We start from the raw sequence: 17,625 nt of genomic DNA, 5'->3' as shown, positions 1-17,625 counted from the left end.
ACATCGGTAGTATGAAAACCTGCATCACTCAATAGAGCCTTCAATCGTCTATTTCTATATCGAAATAGGGATGAAAGCTCTGTTGGGACAATACATAATCATAACTACTATTAAGAGTATTAACGCTGACCTTAGACTCCTTAACAACACGTTAATGTCTTATTCGAATTACCAAAGTGGCGACTGGCTACCAAGGTGTATGCTAAAACTATTAAGCCAAATTAATCCTCTAAAGCACATTGCCAAAAGAAACTATTTTGAAAATAACAGTCCTATCACACGTTTCATTGAAATTTAAAACTTGTAACACCAGTATAGGGACCACTTTTATCCAATCAGTATCAGTCAAACATACCTGATTGGTTAGAAGTGTGACCACATAACGATCTATTGAGTAGATGATAAACTGGCTAAAAGATAATCTAGGTCAGCAGGATCACATCGTTGTGATGAGCTGCTACAACGCTAGGTCTAACGGTTCTGATATTGTTGGCTAGTGACAGGAATTTAAAAGGTATCCAATGGGGCTTAATACTGCAGAATCGGTGGTATACAGGCTACCAGATTAGATTTCTATTATAACCTTTTTGGGCAATATATCAGTCAATATCATACGGATACATTCAGCTATTGCTCTTTGTCTCTGAGTCCTCTTGAATTACGACTAAGTAATAATGACTCAACAAAAAGCGTAACACCTGGTTACCATCACATAGAAACAAATAAAAATTTACCTAGGATTATACGCTAAATTGACCTAAAATTGCCAGTCAGTAATGGAATTTAACGAATGTTGGTGGTGATTCCAAATACGAAAACTTATGGTTATGATTGTTCGGTTTCCCTCATTTCCTATTTCTATCTGAGCAGATTTTTGACTTTTTGTATTTGGTTTATAATCTGTCTGTAATTTATACCGCTGTTAAGTGGTGTTGTCTATCGTTGTTTAACGCTTCGATATCGTTTGATTTCCAAAAATATGCTTGTCTAAATTTATTACCAATACTGTGCTTTATAAGGAATGCTATATGTGTGCTGTGCCTGTCATTATCCCGGCTATTGATTTAAAAGATGGTAAATGTGTACGTTTAAAACAAGGCCGTATGGAAGATGATACGGTATTCTCTGACGATCCGGTTGCGATGGCAGCACGTTGGGTAGATGAAGGCGCACGTCGTCTGCATTTGGTCGATTTGAACGGTGCTTTTGATGGCGTACCCGTGCATAGACAAGTGGTCAATGACATTACCAAAGCCTATCCGAACTTGCCTATTCAGTTGGGCGGCGGAGTGCGTAATATGAATACCATTGAGCAGTACATCACTGCAGGTTTGACTTATATTATCATTGGGACAAAAGCGGTCGAAGATCCTAGTTTTGTTGCAGAAGCTTGCCGTGAGTTTGCAGGACACATTATCGTTGGTATCGATGCCAAAGACGGTATGGTGGCTACACATGGCTGGGCCAATGTTACTGATACTAAGGCAACTGAGCTTGCCAAGCGTTTTGCTGATGTGGGTGTCTCCTCTATTGTGTATACTGATATTGCCCGTGATGGCATGATGCAAGGCGTTAATGTAGAGCAAACCGTCAATTTGGCTCGTGAAGGCGGATTACCAGTGATTGCCTCAGGTGGCGTTACTGATATAAAAGACATTGAGCTATTGAAGCCTTATGGCGACTGTATCGAAGGTATTATCACTGGCCGTGCTATCTACGAAGGCACATTGAACTTGAGTGAGGCGCAGCGCTATCTAGACAGCTAACGCTCAAAGTTAGTAAAAACGTAATGGTACAAACTCTATAACAGCAAAGGATGCTTATGGACACTTATCTTGACCGCCCAAGGATACGTCATCTTCTAAGAGCGTGGGGTCAAATGGTGTTGCTACTAAGCATCTTTTGTACGTTGCCAGCCTATGCTGCTGGTGAAGAGGTTTCTGGTATTGCAGCGGCATTGGGTGTAGAGGACGCAATACCTGATAATACAACGACAGCAGATGACGACACGTCAGAAACCAACATTTCCACACCGACTCCTGCCCCGCCACCCGCAATCAATGGCGAAAGTACCAATAATGGTCAAATTGAAACTACACCCACCCTCCAAAAAGACAACGACATCCGTCAGCGAATCAATGGTATCTTTTCTGAAATAGAAGGATTACAAGCTGTCACTGTCAGTGTTACTCAAGGTGTCGTCACCTTGGCGGGAGAGACTGCCAACGAAAAAAAGGCGCAGCAAGCCATCAATCTGACCAACCGTTTGACAGACGTCGTAACGGTTGATGACAATATCAACCGTACACTAGATGTTCAAGAAAACGTATCGACAGTTTATCAGGGTCTAAAAGCGCAACTGGAAAACCTAGTAAAGGCGCTGCCTTTATTGCTGGTTGGTATCGTCATATTTGCACTCGTGACATGGTTTGGTAGTTGGTTATCTAGACGCAAAAAAATGTGGCAGCGCCTCACGCCCAATCCTTTTGTCGCTGAGCTCTTGTCGCAGACCATTAAAGTTATCTTTATTATTTTTGGTCTTATTCTGGCACTGAGCTTGATCGGTGCAGAAACAGTATTGGGCACGTTGCTCGGCGGTGCTGGTGTCATTGGTATCGCGGTCGGTTTTGCGGTCAAAGACACTATCGAAAATTATATCGCCTCACTAATGCTCAGTATCCGTCAGCCCTTTCGTGCACGTGATCAAGTAGTGATTAATGGTCAAGAGGGGATTGTGGTTCGTCTGACGTCACGTGCGACGATATTAATGACGCTAGATGGCAATCAGCTACGTATTCCAAATGCTGAAGTGTTTAAAGGTACGATCTTAAACTATACCAAAAATCCCGAGCGTCGCTTCACCTTTGAGTTGGGTGTGGATGCCAATGATGATCCATTGGCGGCAATCAAAGTAGGGCTGGATGCGATACATACATTAGCATTTGTATTAGAAGAGCCAAAAGCAATTGCGATTATTACCAATGTAGGTGATTCTAATATCGTGCTTGAATTTCAAGTGTGGGTTGATCAATCCGAAACGGATTTTTTAAAAGCACGTAGTATTGCCATTCGCGAAACCAAGCATGCGTTAGAAAACGAGGGCTTTAGCTTGCCTGAACCTATTTATCGTCTCAGGTTCAATAACAAATTAGAAAAAGCCTTTGAGCATATGCAGAGTGGTGCGAGTAGTGACAAATCTGACCTGACAATTACGCCTACTATGCCTGATGCACCAGCAAATGATGAGCGTGATATTGATGATAAGGATAAGAAACAGGCAAAAGCACGAGCCAAAGTTATTTTACAAGGTCAAAATGCTGATGATGTTCTCGATGCTCGCCCTGATGCCAAGCTAATGGAAAAAGTCGAGCAGGAGATTGCCCAGAGCTCAGATGAGACGGATTTACTCAATAACAATAGTCCGCAAGAGTAAACCCTATTAGATAATAGACAGTCTAATCCCCTGTGGGCATGACGGACTGTAATGCGCTAGCAGCAGCAACAAGATCATATTGACTAAAAACCTCAATACCATGCTTTCTCAGTAGCGCTGCCGTCACGCCCATACCTGCTATCTTATTATTGCTAAAATGGCCGTTGTATATGGTATTACTACCACAAGAAGGGCTGCTTTCAGTCAGCACTGCTACTTTAATATGATGTTTTTGACACAGTGCCAATGCCAACTGAGCCCCTTTTTTGAAATACACGCTTACATCAGTGCCTGTCTCTCCTATAACCTCCGATTTACCCAGCCAGACATCAGTACCATTACCGCGTACGATCTCTGCAGGCGCTCTTGGTATGCTCATACCTGCGTCGACCTCTGGACACACTAAAACCAGTCGTCCTTCTATTTGCCACCGTGTCAGAATGTCACTGGCTGCTGCTAATCCCTTGCCATTATATCGTACAGGTTTGCCCAACAGACAAGCGCTGACCAGTACCTTTTCCATAAATGTTCCTTATCTCATTTTCAGTTGCTTTGTTTTTTGAGAGGCGTTGATTGATAGTATCAGACCACTCTTATTAATGTTATTTGTGTTTATCACATTTTGAGGCTACTGCTCTAACATGTTGTTTAACAAGCGATATCTATTAAGCTTTCGTCCGCATAAGTAACTATGGCGATCTGCATGTTGTTTTTCATTTTATTTACTATTACTGATATTCAGTTACTGCTTCACAAGATAGGCACAAAAAGTGCAACGAAACCCGTATTTGATGGTGAGTCAAACACGGGGTTTTTTATGGAAATGAAACATGTCATTATATTTGCAGTGATTGGCATAGTCGCACTGTTGGGCTTTAATATCATAAACGGTAACAGTCGCGAGAAAAATAGGGAGGTTGCCGTCAGTACTGTCGCTACTGATTCAGCTACTGATGCAGATAGTAGTCAGGACAACGCAGCAGCTATTACTAGTAAGCCACTTGGCGAACAGCCAAAAGCCATGCTAGACGATGCCACTAACAAAATCAATCAAGCGCAGCAATCTGAGCAAGATCGCTTGGATCAAATGAATAATGCACAGTAATCATCGACTTATCTTATAATTGAAGTGCACATAAATAAAAAGGGCCAACGATAACGTTAGCCCTTTTTATTTATAATATTACAATCTCAGTTACAGATTAGCTCTTTTTGCTAGACCCTCTGCGATTATTACTTCTCTTCGCAGGACTCTTTTTAGGTTGATCTTTTTTAGCAGGCTGTTTCTTTGTCTGGTTCATGGCACTCGACTGCAATTTTTCTTTTAAATCAAAATCAATTTGCAGTAGGTCCATGTTCACGCCAGCAACTTGTACTTTGACTGAGTCACCAAGCCCAAATAATGTACCTTTGTCTTTACCGATCAGCTGTTGTTGCTGCTCATCATAGACAAAGAAGTCATCACCGACATTTGAGATATGTACCAAACCATCGATGTATAAGTCAGTCAATGTGACAAACAGACCAAAGCTCGTTACCGTAGTCACCACACCTTCAAACTCTTCACCAACATGGTCAGTCATGTAATGACACTTGAGCCATGACTCTACAAAGCGCGATGCTTTTTCTGCACGGCGTTCTGTGTCTGAGGTCTGCGTACCAGCACCCTCAAGCGAGAAGTCCATGACAGGCTGCTTGCTGTTCGTTACTTGTGCTTTGATACCACGATGCAGCATCAGATCTGGGTAACGGCGGATAGGCGAAGTAAAGTGGCTATATTCGTCATAAGCCAAGCCAAAGTGACCAATATTGTCAGGTGCATAGTTTGCTTGCATCATCGAACGTAGTAGCATGCTATGAATACTGATTGCATCTGGTCTGTCTTTGGTCGCTTCAATAATCCGCTGATAATCCGCTTGCGTTGGGTTCTCTTCTGGGAAAGGTAAACCGAAGTTTTTTGCATATTCATGGATACGCATCGACTTCTCGTTATCAGGCTTATCATGGTTACGATATAAGACTGGTAACTCGTGTTTCAGCGCAAAGTTAGCCGCACAGGTGTTAGCAAGGAGCATACACTCTTCGATTAGCTTTTGAGAGTCACCACGAGTGCGTGGCAAAATCGCTTCGATGCCACCTTTTTCGTTGAACTTGATGTACGTTTCAACCGTTTCAAATTCCATGGCATGACGTTCTTCACGCTTTTTGAGCAGTAGTTCATACAACTGATGCAACGTATCAACAGACTTTTTAACCTCTTTATTACCTGTCAGTGACTTAGGTAATCTCTTATCATTCGGGTTCACCAAATAATCGTTCACTTGATTATAGGTTAGACGGGCTTGTGAATGCATGACTGATGGATAAAATTCATATCCGGTCACTTTACCAGCACGCGATATCTTAATATCAGCGACCATACATAGACGATCTAGATTAGGATTCAGTGAACACAGTCCGTTAGAGAGCACTTCAGGTAGCATCGGAATCACGCGATGCGGGAAGTATACGGACGTACCGCGCTCATAGGCATCTTGATCAAGTGGTGAATTTGGCGTGACATAGTAGCTAACATCAGCAATTGCAACCACCACACGGTAGTTACCACCTGAGCGTTTCTCAGCAAATACAGCATCATCGAAATCACGAGCATCTTCGCCATCGATAGTAACAAGTGGTAGATGGCGCAAGTCTTTACGACCTTTGATATCATTTTCAGTTGGTTCTTGATAGTCACCAGCTTGCTTGAGAGCCGCCTCACTGAACTCTGATGGAATATCATAGTTAAGAAGGGTTGTTTCGATGATCAGTTCACGATCATTATCGTCAGATAGGACTTCAGTGATTTTACCTGTACCAAACTCATGCTGGTTTGGCCAGTCAATGATATCAACTTTGACAGGTGCGCCTTGCTTAGCATTTAGCGCTTGTACGTTTTCATCAGTAACGGTAATTGGCTGATGGTTGTTTGGACTACCAAGCTCCACGCAGTAGCCGTCTTCATCACGTGCAAGCGTTCCAATGAAGTTGTTTTGGCGACGTTCAACCACATCGACGATGCGACCTTCAGTGCGACCACGATTGTCTGTTGATGTACCGACAGCTTCTACCGTATCACCATTGAATACCCAGCGCATTTGTTTTTCATGTAAAAACAAATCTGGCATATCACTCAATACCACAAACCCAAAACCCTTTGGATGTGCAGACACCATACCTGTGACGATATCTTGCTTAGTAACTGTGCGATAGCGATAAGGACGGCCTTCGCGGTTTACTTGTCCATCACGTGCCATTGCTTTTAGGCGGTTGCCTAAAGCATCGAATTGGTCGGGATCATCAATATTAAAGGCTTTTGCCAATTGTTGATGTGTGACTTCCCCATGTTCATTAATCGTACTGAGTATCAGTTCGCGACTAGGAATCGGGTTGTCGTATTTTTTTGCCTCACTCGAGGCGTTTGGATCATTCCAACTCATAAATTACCGTATCTATTTTTAAGACTATTAATAGGGGCTATCTTAACACGAACGACGGCGCAATATCTTGCGTCAATTTTCTTATGTGTATTCGATAGCAGGAAGCAGCCAACTTTTAGTGACTGCTATATAGATAAATCAAATATCAATATCGACACTGTTTGATTGGTTAGTGATTTTTTTGCTATCCAATTCTTTTGAAACTTCGAGCACCGTGGTTTGATTTGATTTATCCAAATATTTTTGTGCTTTATCTACTTCAGTGGTCAAGGTATTGACCGTTTGCTTCATATTTTCTAGCGCTTCAATTTTATAATTACTGATCATATCCATAGTGTCATAGACATTATTGAAGGCGTTTTGCAGTTTATCAAGTTCAATACTACTGCTGGTCGCTTGCTCATGGATCTCGCCTGACTGACGCTTGAGCATGGCCGAGGTTGATTCAATCAAGCTACTGGTGGTCTTGTTCAATGCTGTGATTTGATCTAGTACCAGTTTTTGATTGGTCATTGCTTGGGCAACGACAACAGCCGTACGCAGCGCTGAAACGGTGGTCGTGGTTGCACGATCAACGCCTTTAATTAGCTCTAGGTTATTACGGCGAATAGTATCCAGTGCCAGATAACCTTGTACATTTACTGCTAACTGGGTCAAAAAGTCGGTGTTTTTTTGACGGACATAAAACAGCATCTCTTCTTTAATGATGCGCGCTTTTTCTGGATCTGTTGCTTCTATCGCGTAGACCTTTTGCTCCAACTGTTCATCAATTTTTTTGCCAACATAGACATATTGACGAATAGATTGCATCAGCTCCCACATATTGACTTTTTCTTGCTCAATCATCGCATTGTCTTTGAGCAGCTCATCTTTGCCATTGTATAGACTGGTCACAACAGCATTAATGTGCGACTGGGCGGACTCATACTGACGGAAATAGTCTTGTACTTTATTACCGAATGGAATCAGACCGAATAGCTTACGTGAGTTAGTCAACTCTTTTTTACTTGGGTCTAAATCTTCCACAATACCGCGTAGCTCAGTTAAAGACTTTGCAATAGGGGAGTTATCAAACAAACTGTCATTAAGACTTTTTGCTGGTAGATCCAGCATACGATTAGAGACTTGTGCCGATTCACGAATCTCTTTTGTCCCTAGATTATGGATAGATTGAACGTTTTGCTGAAACTCTGGACTATGCACTGAATTGGTAATCACATGATCGACAAATGCATCAACTTTAGCATCGAGTTCTGGAATTTGGCTTTCATCCAACTTGACCATCTGATCGGCTTCACTTTTCTGTATTTCTTTGACAGGCTCAGGCGCTGTGAGAGATATAGTAGGAGTTGCGGCGTTTTCTGGTGGCGTCAATTCTTGCATGAAATTTCCTTTGATGTCTGATAAAAGTAGTGTTTGTTGTCAATGACTCTGATGGTCATGATGTACGTTATTTTTATACACTTACCTAAAAAGTTCGAATAAATGCTGATTAGCAAATATAAAACAGACCTTTAGATTACCGCGTAATCAAATAGTTGAGAAGGTGGATTTTGTAAAATAGCGTCAGCCAATTATATCTGGCTACACACATTTCCCTGCCCACATCTCAAAGAGGTATACATCAGCACAGGTAATAAAAAACCATCAATATCCCGCAGCATATTGATGGTCAGAGTTATAAATAGCTATATCAACTAACAGCCACTACTCAAAGCAATCCTACTAACAGATTACTTTTTCTTAGTAGGTCCGAGCAGCATACCCATTTGACGACCTTCCATCTTAGGGTATTGTTCGACGTTTGAGATATCAGCAGTATCTTCAATGATACGATCAAGTTGTTTGCGACCAATATCTTGGTGCGCCATTTCACGTCCGCGGAAACGGATGCTAATTTTAACTTTGTCTTGATCTTCCAAGAAGCTTACGATTTTTCTCAGTTTAACCTGATAATCAGCTTCTTCGGTACTAGGACGTAGCTTCATCTCTTTTAGCTGAGTCTGCTTTTGGTTTTTCTTAGCTTCTTTAGCCTTTTGTTTTTGATCATAGAGGAAATGCTTATAATCCATAATCTTACATACTGGTGGCTTAGCTTCAGGAACTAGTTCAACCAAATCTAGGTTTTCATCACGTGCCGCTTTCATCGCGGTTGCGATATCAACCACGCCCATTTGCTCGCCATCTTCTTTGACGAGACGGACTTCTTTGACGTTGATATCTTCGTTGATGTTCAAACGGTTTGACTGTTTAATAGGTATTACTCCTCATCTGTTTTTGGGGTCTGTCGGCCTTTCTTGCTGACAGCGGTCTGTACTAATGTAATAAATTCAGAAATACTCATGACGCCAAGGTTCTCACCTTCGCGAGTTCGGACGTTGACACTGCCCGATTCAACTTCTTTATCCCCTAATACTAGCATATAGGGAATACGTTCTAATGTTTTCTCTCGTATCTTAAATCCAATCTTTTCGTTACGCAAGTCGCTAATAGCGCGCAAACCTGCATTTTTGAGCTCGCTAACCACGTTTTCACAGGCATCAGCTTGTTTATCAGTGATATTCATGACCACAACTTGCTGCGGTGCTAGCCATACTGGCATCCAACCCGCGTAGTTTTCGATCAAAATACCAATGAAACGCTCAAACGAACCTAAGATTGCACGGTGCAACATAATAGGTACTTCACGATCGTTTTGCTCATTGACGAACTCTGCATCGAGACGCTCAGGCATGTTTGGATCAACCTGAATGGTGCCGCACTGCCAAATACGACCTAATGAATCCTTTAGACTAAACTCAATCTTTGGACCATAGAATGCACCTTCACCAGGTAAGTAATCCCAGTCTAGCTCTGAGCTATCAAGCGCATCTGCTAAAGCCTTTTCTGCAAAATCCCAAGACTCATCACTACCAACACGTTTTTCAGGACGAGTAGAGAGCTTCATAATGATATTATCAAAGCCGAAATCCTCATAAACAGCAAGCGTTAGCTTAATAAAGTCAGCCACTTCTTGCTGAATCTGTGCCTGAGTACAGAAAATATGTGCATCATCTTGCGTAAAACCGCGTACGCGCATCAAACCATGTAATGACCCTGATGGCTCGTTACGATGACAAGAACCAAACTCAGCCATACGCAGCGGTAAGTCACGGTAAGACTTTAGGCCTTGATTGAACACTTGCACATGACAAGGGCAGTTCATTGGTTTTACCGCGTAATCACGGTTTTCACTAGCAGTGGTGAACATATTAGTTGCATAATTGCCCCAATGTCCTGAGCGTTCCCACAAGCTGCGATCAACGATTTGCGGTGTTTTGATCTCTTCGTAGCCATTGTCGTATTGTACTTTGCGCATATATTGTTCAAGTACTTGATAAATCGTCCAACCATTCGCATGCCAAAACACCATACCTGGCGCTTGCTCTTGCATATGGAATAAATTTAACGCTTTACCGATTTTACGATGGTCACGTTTTTCAGCTTCCTCAATACGCTGTATATAAGCTTTTAGCTGTTTCTTATCTGCCCAAGCCGTACCATAAATACGTTGTAGCTGTTCGTTTTTCGCATCACCGCGCCAATAAGCACCTGACATTTTAGTCAGTTTAAATACTTTTAAAAAGCGTGTGTTCGGCACATGTGGGCCGCGGCACATATCGACATATTCTTGATGATGATACAGACCAAATGCTTCTTCGCCTGGCATATCATTAATAAGCTTTAACTTGTAGTCTTCGTTACGTGATTCAAATATCTCAATTGCTTCGGCACGAGGCGTCATTTTTTTGATAACGTCATAATCTTGCTTAATTAGCGCAATCATGCGTTTTTCAATTGCTTCCATATGCTCAGGTGTGAACGGTGTCTCACTAAAGATGTCGTAATAAAAGCCGTCGTCAATAACAGGACCAATGACCATTTTGACGTCAGGATAAAGCTGCTTAACCGCATGTCCTAATAGATGAGCACATGAATGACGAATAATATCGACACCGTCATCATCTTTCGGCGTTACAATTTCAACATTGGCATCAGCAATGATAGGGTCGTGCGCATCGACTAATTGACCATTTACACGTCCAGCAACCGTCGCTTTAGCGAGTCCCGTCCCAATACTCTGCGCCACTTCCATGACTGTTGTATTACCTTCGAAATCTTTTACGCTACCATCGGGTAAAGTAATCGCTACCATAATCTATTCGCCTGTTATTGGGTCCGTTGGCAGTGATGACTGCAACCATCAATCATGTAACCGTGAGACCGCATCAATTATATCCAATCATTGTGATATGTAGTGGGAGGTATACATTATTCTATAAGCTGTCCAATACTGCATATTGCGAAGCTCAATTATTCTTCAAGGAGATTCACCACTATTAATACAGTAAGTAATACTTCGTTGTCAGAGCAATGCTAGTGCGGCGCAAAAACAAATAATGCAATAGACCGATGATTATAGCAAAAACCCTCTAACAACACTAGATATCAAAGGATAGAGAGGCAGTTAACAGAAGGTACAAAAGCTAAGAGATAAGAAGAAACAGTTTTGAACGCGCAATTCTATAAATCCAGTTCTGTGGGTCAAAGTATCGCTAGTACTCTATTAATGATTATCGTGGTTCTCCTATATAGTATAATTTGTGAAAATATCAATATAAAAGGTAGAATCGATAAAGTGCTTAAGTAGAGCGAATATTAGAAAGGTAGAAAACACAAATATTATCTATACTAATAAAAGCCAAAAGTAGCTATAAAAGCGCACTTATCGCAGCACGTACCTATTCCTCTACCATACCCACCAATCGACCAACTTATAAGCTATTGAAACTATTTAGTATTTTCGACAGCTGTAAAATAAGTTTAAAAACATGTATAAAATTGGTTGACACAGTGATTAAACTCTCTATAATACGCCCTCATCGGACGGACTAGCGGTGACTGATATGTAAATTACATATTAATAACGCAGTTAACCTGGTGAAACGAAATTATAAAAAGTCTTGACAAATCAAATCATTATGATAAGATAGTCGGCTCGCTAGATAGCTTAACCGGAGACGGATTGGCTAGATGGCAAAAGAAATACCCTATATATCGATGACTGGACGACAGTGATTGAGACTATTTAAAAGCATAACTAAAGAACAACTTGTGTGGATTTTTGCTGATTCAGAATGCTAAAAAATAAAGTTGACTATCTTTTCTTTTCGGGAAGATTATTAACTATAAAAATTATCATTTAAGACAGCAGAAAAACTCAAAGTTAATTCATTACGAACATAATTTTTAGCGATTTTGCCAGATTAGATGAGCCAAGTTTAGAAGCTTCTTTAAAGAGCTTCATAGCAAGATTAAACTGAAGAGTTTGATCATGGCTCAGATTGAACGCTGGCGGCAGGCTTAACACATGCAAGTCGAGCGGAAACGATGGTAGCTTGCTACCAGGCGTCGAGCGGCGGACGGGTGAGTAATACTTAGGAATCTACCTAGTAGTGGGGGATAGCACGGGGAAACTCGTATTAATACCGCATACGTCCTACGGGAGAAAGGGGGCAACTTGTTGCTCTCGCTATTAGATGAGCCTAAGTCGGATTAGCTAGATGGTGGGGTAAAGGCCTACCATGGCGACGATCTGTAGCTGGTCTGAGAGGATGATCAGCCACACCGGGACTGAGACACGGCCCGGACTCCTACGGGAGGCAGCAGTGGGGAATATTGGACAATGGGGGAAACCCTGATCCAGCCATGCCGCGTGTGTGAAGAAGGCCTTTTGGTTGTAAAGCACTTTAAGCAGTGAAGAAGACTCTTCGGTTAATACCCGGAGACGATGACATTAGCTGCAGAATAAGCACCGGCTAACTCTGTGCCAGCAGCCGCGGTAATACAGAGGGTGCAAGCGTTAATCGGAATTACTGGGCGTAAAGCGAGCGTAGGTGGCTTGATAAGTCAGATGTGAAATCCCCGGGCTTAACCTGGGAACTGCATCTGAAACTGTTAGGCTAGAGTAGGTGAGAGGGAAGTAGAATTTCAGGTGTAGCGGTGAAATGCGTAGAGATCTGAAGGAATACCGATGGCGAAGGCAGCTTCCTGGCATCATACTGACACTGAGGCTCGAAAGCGTGGGTAGCAAACAGGATTAGATACCCTGGTAGTCCACGCCGTAAACGATGTCTACTAGTCGTTGGGTCCCTTGAGGACTTAGTGACGCAGCTAACGCAATAAGTAGACCGCCTGGGGAGTACGGCCGCAAGGTTAAAACTCAAATGAATTGACGGGGGCCCGCACAAGCGGTGGAGCATGTGGTTTAATTCGATGCAACGCGAAGAACCTTACCTGGTCTTGACATATCTAGAATCCTGCAGAGATGCGGGAGTGCCTTCGGGAATTAGAATACAGGTGCTGCATGGCTGTCGTCAGCTCGTGTCGTGAGATGTTGGGTTAAGTCCCGCAACGAGCGCAACCCTTGTCCTTAGTTACCAGCGGGTTAAGCCGGGAACTCTAAGGATACTGCCAGTGACAAACTGGAGGAAGGCGGGGACGACGTCAAGTCATCATGGCCCTTACGACCAGGGCTACACACGTGCTACAATGGTAGGTACAGAGGGCAGCTACACAGCGATGTGATGCGAATCTCAAAAAGCCTATCGTAGTCCAGATTGGAGTCTGCAACTCGACTCCATGAAGTAGGAATCGCTAGTAATCGCGGATCAGAATGCCGCGGTGAATACGTTCCCGGGCCTTGTACACACCGCCCGTCACACCATGGGAGTTGATTGCACCAGAAGTGGATAGCTTAACCTTCGGGGGAGCGTTCACCACGGTGTGGTTGATGACTGGGGTGAAGTCGTAACAAGGTAGCCGTAGGGGAACCTGCGGCTGGATCACCTCCTTATAGATGGCATTCGGTCAGCAAGAATTCACAACAAGTTGTTCTTTAGTTTAAGCTTACGTTTTAGGACGTATTAGGGTCTGTAGCTCAGCTGGTTAGAGCACCGTGTTGATAACGCGGGGGTCAGTGGTTCGAGTCCACTTAGACCCACCATTTATATAATGGGGCCATAGCTCAGTTGGTAGAGCGCCTGCCTTGCACGCAGGAGGTCAACGGTTCGACTCCGTTTGGCTCCACCACTACTTTAGTTAAGCTTAGAGTGCTAAATAAAAATAGGTATCAAATAGAAACAAGTGATTCATCTTGAATAAAGACACGATTACTTCTTTCTGTTTTATACAGAATCTGTGACTCGACGAGAGCATAGAGACTATTTAAAAACATAGATATGAGTCTGGGTTAGGAAGAGCGTGTTCACGCGCACTTCTTAACCTTAATAACTCACCTCTTAACGACATCAGTTGTTATCCCAGGGGTGAGTTATTAAAAAAGTAAAGAGAACTGAATCAAGCGTATAAACATAGGTGATATCGTTATCATAATTAGATTGTATGACACTTAGAAGTCGAGAGACTACTTGGGGTTGTATGGTCAAGTAATGAAGCGCACATGGTGGATGCCTTGGCAGTCAGAGGCGATGAAAGACGTGACAGCCTGCGATAAGCTTCGGGGAGGCGGCAATATCCTGTGATCCGGAGATTTCTGAATGGGGAAACCCACTTACCATAAGGTAGGTATCCTAATTTATTAGGAAGCGAACGAGGGGAAGTGAAACATCTCAGTACCCTTAGGAATAGACATCAATTGAGATTCCCCTAGTAGCGGCGAGCGAACGGGGAGAAGCCGATTAGTACTAATGTAGAAGAACAGCGTGGGAAAGCTGACCGTAGTAGGTGATAGTCCTGTATTCGAAACATTAGCATTAACATATTAAGTAGAGCGGGGCACGAGAAATCCTGTTTGAAGATGGGGGGACCATCCTCCAAGGCTAAATACTCCTGACTGACCGATAGTGAACCAGTACCGTGAGGGAAAGGCGAAAAGAACCCCTGTGAGGGGAGTGAAATAGAACCTGAAACCGTGTGCGTACAAGCAGTGGGAGCCTACTTGTTAGGTGACCGCGTACCTTTTGTATAATGGGTCAGCGACTTATGTTCTGTAGCAAGGTTAACCGTTTAGGGGAGCCGTAGGGAAACCGAGTCTTAATAGGGCGATTAGTTGCAGGGCATAGACCCGAAACCGAGTGATCTATCCATGAGCAGGTTGAAAGTGCCGTAACAGGCACCGGAGGACCGAACCCACTGTCGTTGAAAAGCCAGGGGATGACTTGTGGATAGGGGTGAAAGGCTAATCAAACTCGGTGATAGCTGGTTCTCCCCGAAAGCTATTTAGGTAGCGCCTCGGACGAACACCATTGGGGGTAGAGCACTGTTTCGGCTAGGGGGTCATACCGACTTACCAAACCGATGCAAACTCCGAATACCGATGAGTGATATCCGGGAGACACACAGTGGGTGCTAACGTCCATTGTGGAGAGGGAAACAACCCAGACCGCCAGCTAAGGCCCCAAATTCCTAGTTAAGTGGGAAACGAGGTGGGAAGGCATAGACAGCTAGGAGGTTGGCTTAGAAGCAGCCATCCTTTAAAGAAAGCGTAATAGCTCACTAGTCGAGTCGGCCCGCGCGGAAGATGTAACGGGGCTCAAACTAGGAGCCGAAGCTGCGGATTTGAATTTGTTTTCAAGTGGTAGGGGAGCGTTGTGTAAGCCTGTGAAGGTGTGTTGTAAAGCATGCTGGAGGTATCACAAGAGCGAATGCTGACGTGAGTAACGATAATGCGAGTGAAAAGCTCGCACGCCGGAAGATCAAGGGTTCCAGTCCAACGTTAATCGGGGCTGGGTGAGTCGACCCCTAAGGCGAGGCCGAAAGGCGTAGTCGATGGGAAATCGGTTAATATTCCGATACTTGTTTATAATGCGATGGAGGGACGGAGAAGGTTATGTCAGCCTGGCGTTGGTTGTCCAGGTGAAAGGATGTAGGTTTATAGCTTAGGTAAATCCGGGCTATTTCATACCGAGATCTGATAGCAAGTCCTACTTGTAGGACGAAGTGGCAAATACCATGCTTCCAGGAAAAGCTTCTAAGCAATAGTTATAAACGAATCGTACCCTAAACCGACACAGGTGATCAGGTAGAGAATACCAAGGCGCTTGAGAGAACTCTGCTGAAGGAACTAGGCAAAATGGTACCGTAACTTCGGGAGAAGGTACGCTGTTGATGGTGATAGGACTTGCTCCTTGAGCTGTTGGCAGTCGCAGATACCAGGCTGCTGCAACTGTTTATTAAAAACACAGCACTCTGCAAACACGAAAGTGGACGTATAGGGTGTGATGTCTGCCCGGTGCTGGAAGGTTAATTGATGGGGTTAGCGTAAGCGAAGCTCTTGATCGAAGCCCCAGTAAACGGCGGCCGTAACTATAACGGTCCTAAGGTAGCGAAATTCCTTGTCGGGTAAGTTCCGACCTGCACGAATGACATAATGATGGCAGCGCTGTCTCCAGCAGAGACTCAGTGAAATCGAAATCGCAGTGAAGATGCTGTGTACCCGCGGCTAGACGGAAAGACCCCGTGAACCTTTACTACAGCTTTACATTGAACTTTGACCTGACTTGTGCAGGATAGGTGGGAGGCTTTGAAGCCGAGACGCTAGTCTTGGTGGAGCCAATCTTGAAATACCACCCTGGTCATGTTGGGGTTCTAACTCAGGTATAACAATACCGAGGACAATGTATGGTGGGTAGTTTGACTGGGGCGGTCTCCTCCTAAAGAGTAACGGAGGAGTACGAAGGTGCGCTCAGACCGGTCGGAAATCGGTCGTAGAGTATAAAGGCAAAAGCGCGCTTAACTGCGAGACCCACAAGTCGAGCAGGTACGAAAGTAGGTCTTAGTGATCCGGTGGTTCTGTATGGAAGGGCCATCGCTCAACGGATAAAAGGTACTCTGGGGATAACAGGCTGATACCGCCCAAGAGTTCATATCGACGGCGGTGTTTGGCACCTCGATGTCGGCTCATCTCATCCTAGGGCTGAAGCAGGTCCTAAGGGTATGGCTGTTCGCCATTTAAAGAGGTACGCGAGCTGGGTTTAGAACGTCGTGAGACAGTTCGGTCCCTATCTACCGTGGGCGTTGGAAATTTGAGAGGATCTGCTCCTAGTACGAGAGGACCAGAGTGGACGAACCACTGGTGTTCGGGTTGTCATGCCAATGGCATTGCCCGGTAGCTACGTTCGGATGGGATAACCGCTGAAAGCATCTAAGCGGGAAGCCCACCTCAAGATTAGATTTCCCTAAAGAGCCGTTCAAGACTAGGACGTTGATAGGCAGGGTGTGGAAGCACAGTGATGTGTGTAGCTAACCTGTACTAATTGCTCGTTTGGCTTGACCATACAACACCCAAGTGGTTTGTACCAAGTCTAATTAATCTGTCACAGACAGAACATTTCGATATCACCTTTAACCTTGATTCAGTTAGGTTACAAGTTGATCGACCATAAACTAAACATTTATAGTCAAACAATAAAAACAACAGACTCATATCTAGCCCCCTTTGCTGACGACAATAGCGCGATGGCCCCACCTGATCCCTTCCCGAACTCAGAAGTGAAACATCGTTGCGCCAATGGTAGTGTGGTTCGCCCATGTGAGAGTAGGTCATCGTCAGCTCTCTATTCTGAAATATCCCCCGACTAGTTATCTAGGCGGGGGATTTTCTTTGTCCGGAATTTTGAAATATGTATAAAGATCTATTTATAAAATAGTTAC

8 protein-coding genes, 2 tRNA genes and 3 rRNA genes are annotated in these 17,625 nt (G+C 43.8%); 8 read left to right on the top strand and 5 right to left on the bottom strand.

Annotated features, from left to right (window positions below):
- The first annotated feature begins 1,028 nt into the window (after positions 1 to 1,028).
- Entirely contained in the window at positions 1,029 to 1,766 is a 738-nt protein-coding gene (gene hisA, locus AC5JPT_RS09045) for a 1-(5-phosphoribosyl)-5-[(5-phosphoribosylamino)methylideneamino]imidazole-4-carboxamide isomerase (RefSeq protein ID WP_493844067.1), read from the top strand.
- A 56-nt stretch (positions 1,767 to 1,822) separates the two neighbouring features.
- Complete coding sequence (locus AC5JPT_RS09040; RefSeq protein ID WP_493857847.1) at positions 1,823 to 3,433, top strand: mechanosensitive ion channel domain-containing protein; 1,611 nt, start codon at positions 1,823 to 1,825, stop codon at positions 3,431 to 3,433.
- A 22-nt stretch (positions 3,434 to 3,455) separates the two neighbouring features.
- Here the strand turns inward: AC5JPT_RS09040 and AC5JPT_RS09035 are convergent, their stop codons facing one another.
- On the bottom strand, positions 3,456 to 3,956 hold the full coding sequence (locus AC5JPT_RS09035; RefSeq protein WP_493857846.1) for a 2-thiouracil desulfurase family protein: 501 nt from the start codon (positions 3,954 to 3,956) through the stop codon (positions 3,456 to 3,458).
- A 294-nt stretch (positions 3,957 to 4,250) separates the two neighbouring features.
- On the opposite strand from AC5JPT_RS09035, the gene AC5JPT_RS09030 reads away from it, so the two are divergent.
- Positions 4,251 to 4,538: a hypothetical protein gene (locus tag AC5JPT_RS09030; protein ID WP_493857845.1), complete on the top strand. Its 288-nt coding sequence runs from the start codon at positions 4,251 to 4,253 to the stop codon at positions 4,536 to 4,538.
- A 97-nt stretch (positions 4,539 to 4,635) separates the two neighbouring features.
- Here the strand turns inward: AC5JPT_RS09030 and rnr are convergent, their stop codons facing one another.
- From rnr to thrS, 4 genes are all read right to left on the bottom strand, one after another.
- Positions 4,636 to 6,912, bottom strand: a complete 2,277-nt coding sequence (rnr, locus tag AC5JPT_RS09025; RefSeq protein ID WP_493857844.1) for a ribonuclease R — start codon at positions 6,910 to 6,912, stop codon at positions 4,636 to 4,638.
- Between the two features lie 138 nt (positions 6,913 to 7,050).
- A complete protein-coding gene (locus AC5JPT_RS09020) occupies positions 7,051 to 8,295 on the bottom strand; it encodes a toxic anion resistance protein (RefSeq protein ID WP_443524853.1) in 1,245 nt (414 codons plus the stop codon).
- Positions 8,296 to 8,645: 350 nt separating this feature from the next.
- Positions 8,646 to 9,149, bottom strand: coding sequence for a translation initiation factor IF-3 (gene infC, locus AC5JPT_RS09015; RefSeq protein WP_057762155.1), 504 nt, complete (start codon positions 9,147 to 9,149; stop codon positions 8,646 to 8,648).
- Between the two features lie 23 nt (positions 9,150 to 9,172).
- Positions 9,173 to 11,107 (bottom strand): threonine--tRNA ligase, encoded by a 1,935-nt coding sequence (gene thrS, locus AC5JPT_RS09010; RefSeq protein WP_493857843.1) that lies wholly within the window; start codon positions 11,105 to 11,107, stop codon positions 9,173 to 9,175.
- A gap of 1,161 nt (positions 11,108 to 12,268) precedes the next feature.
- Between thrS and AC5JPT_RS09005 the strand changes: the two genes are divergently transcribed.
- From AC5JPT_RS09005 to rrf, 5 genes are all read left to right on the top strand, one after another.
- Positions 12,269 to 13,807 (top strand): 16S ribosomal RNA (locus tag AC5JPT_RS09005).
- A 73-nt stretch (positions 13,808 to 13,880) separates the two neighbouring features.
- A tRNA-Ile gene (locus AC5JPT_RS09000) sits at positions 13,881 to 13,957 on the top strand.
- A 10-nt stretch (positions 13,958 to 13,967) separates the two neighbouring features.
- Positions 13,968 to 14,043: transfer RNA gene (locus tag AC5JPT_RS08995), tRNA-Ala, on the top strand.
- Positions 14,044 to 14,393: 350 nt separating this feature from the next.
- Positions 14,394 to 17,249, top strand: a 23S ribosomal RNA gene (locus tag AC5JPT_RS08990).
- Between the two features lie 163 nt (positions 17,250 to 17,412).
- Positions 17,413 to 17,526: ribosomal RNA gene (gene rrf / locus AC5JPT_RS08985) — 5S ribosomal RNA — on the top strand.
- Together the 16S, 23S and 5S rRNA genes with 2 tRNA genes alongside form the textbook arrangement of a ribosomal RNA operon.
- Positions 17,527 to 17,625: the final 99 nt, after the last annotated feature.

The organism is Psychrobacter sp. H26 (assembly GCF_059073035.1).
This window is presented reverse-complemented; position numbering and strand designations above follow the sequence as displayed.

Bases quoted from the DNA above. Each gene is read 5' to 3' on its own strand.
- AC5JPT_RS09030 (WP_493857845.1), top strand. From the start codon at position 4,251: ATGGAAATGAAACATGTCATTATATTTGCAGTGATTGGCATAGTCGCA.
- rnr (WP_493857844.1), bottom strand. From the start codon at position 6,912: ATGAGTTGGAATGATCCAAACGCCTCGAGTGAGGCAAAAAAATACGAC.
- hisA (WP_493844067.1), top strand. From the start codon at position 1,029: ATGTGTGCTGTGCCTGTCATTATCCCGGCTATTGATTTAAAAGATGGT.
- AC5JPT_RS09020 (WP_443524853.1), bottom strand. From the start codon at position 8,295: ATGCAAGAATTGACGCCACCAGAAAACGCCGCAACTCCTACTATATCT.
- thrS (WP_493857843.1), bottom strand. From the start codon at position 11,107: ATGGTAGCGATTACTTTACCCGATGGTAGCGTAAAAGATTTCGAAGGT.
- AC5JPT_RS09040 (WP_493857847.1), top strand. From the start codon at position 1,823: ATGGACACTTATCTTGACCGCCCAAGGATACGTCATCTTCTAAGAGCG.
- AC5JPT_RS09035 (WP_493857846.1), bottom strand. From the start codon at position 3,956: ATGGAAAAGGTACTGGTCAGCGCTTGTCTGTTGGGCAAACCTGTACGA.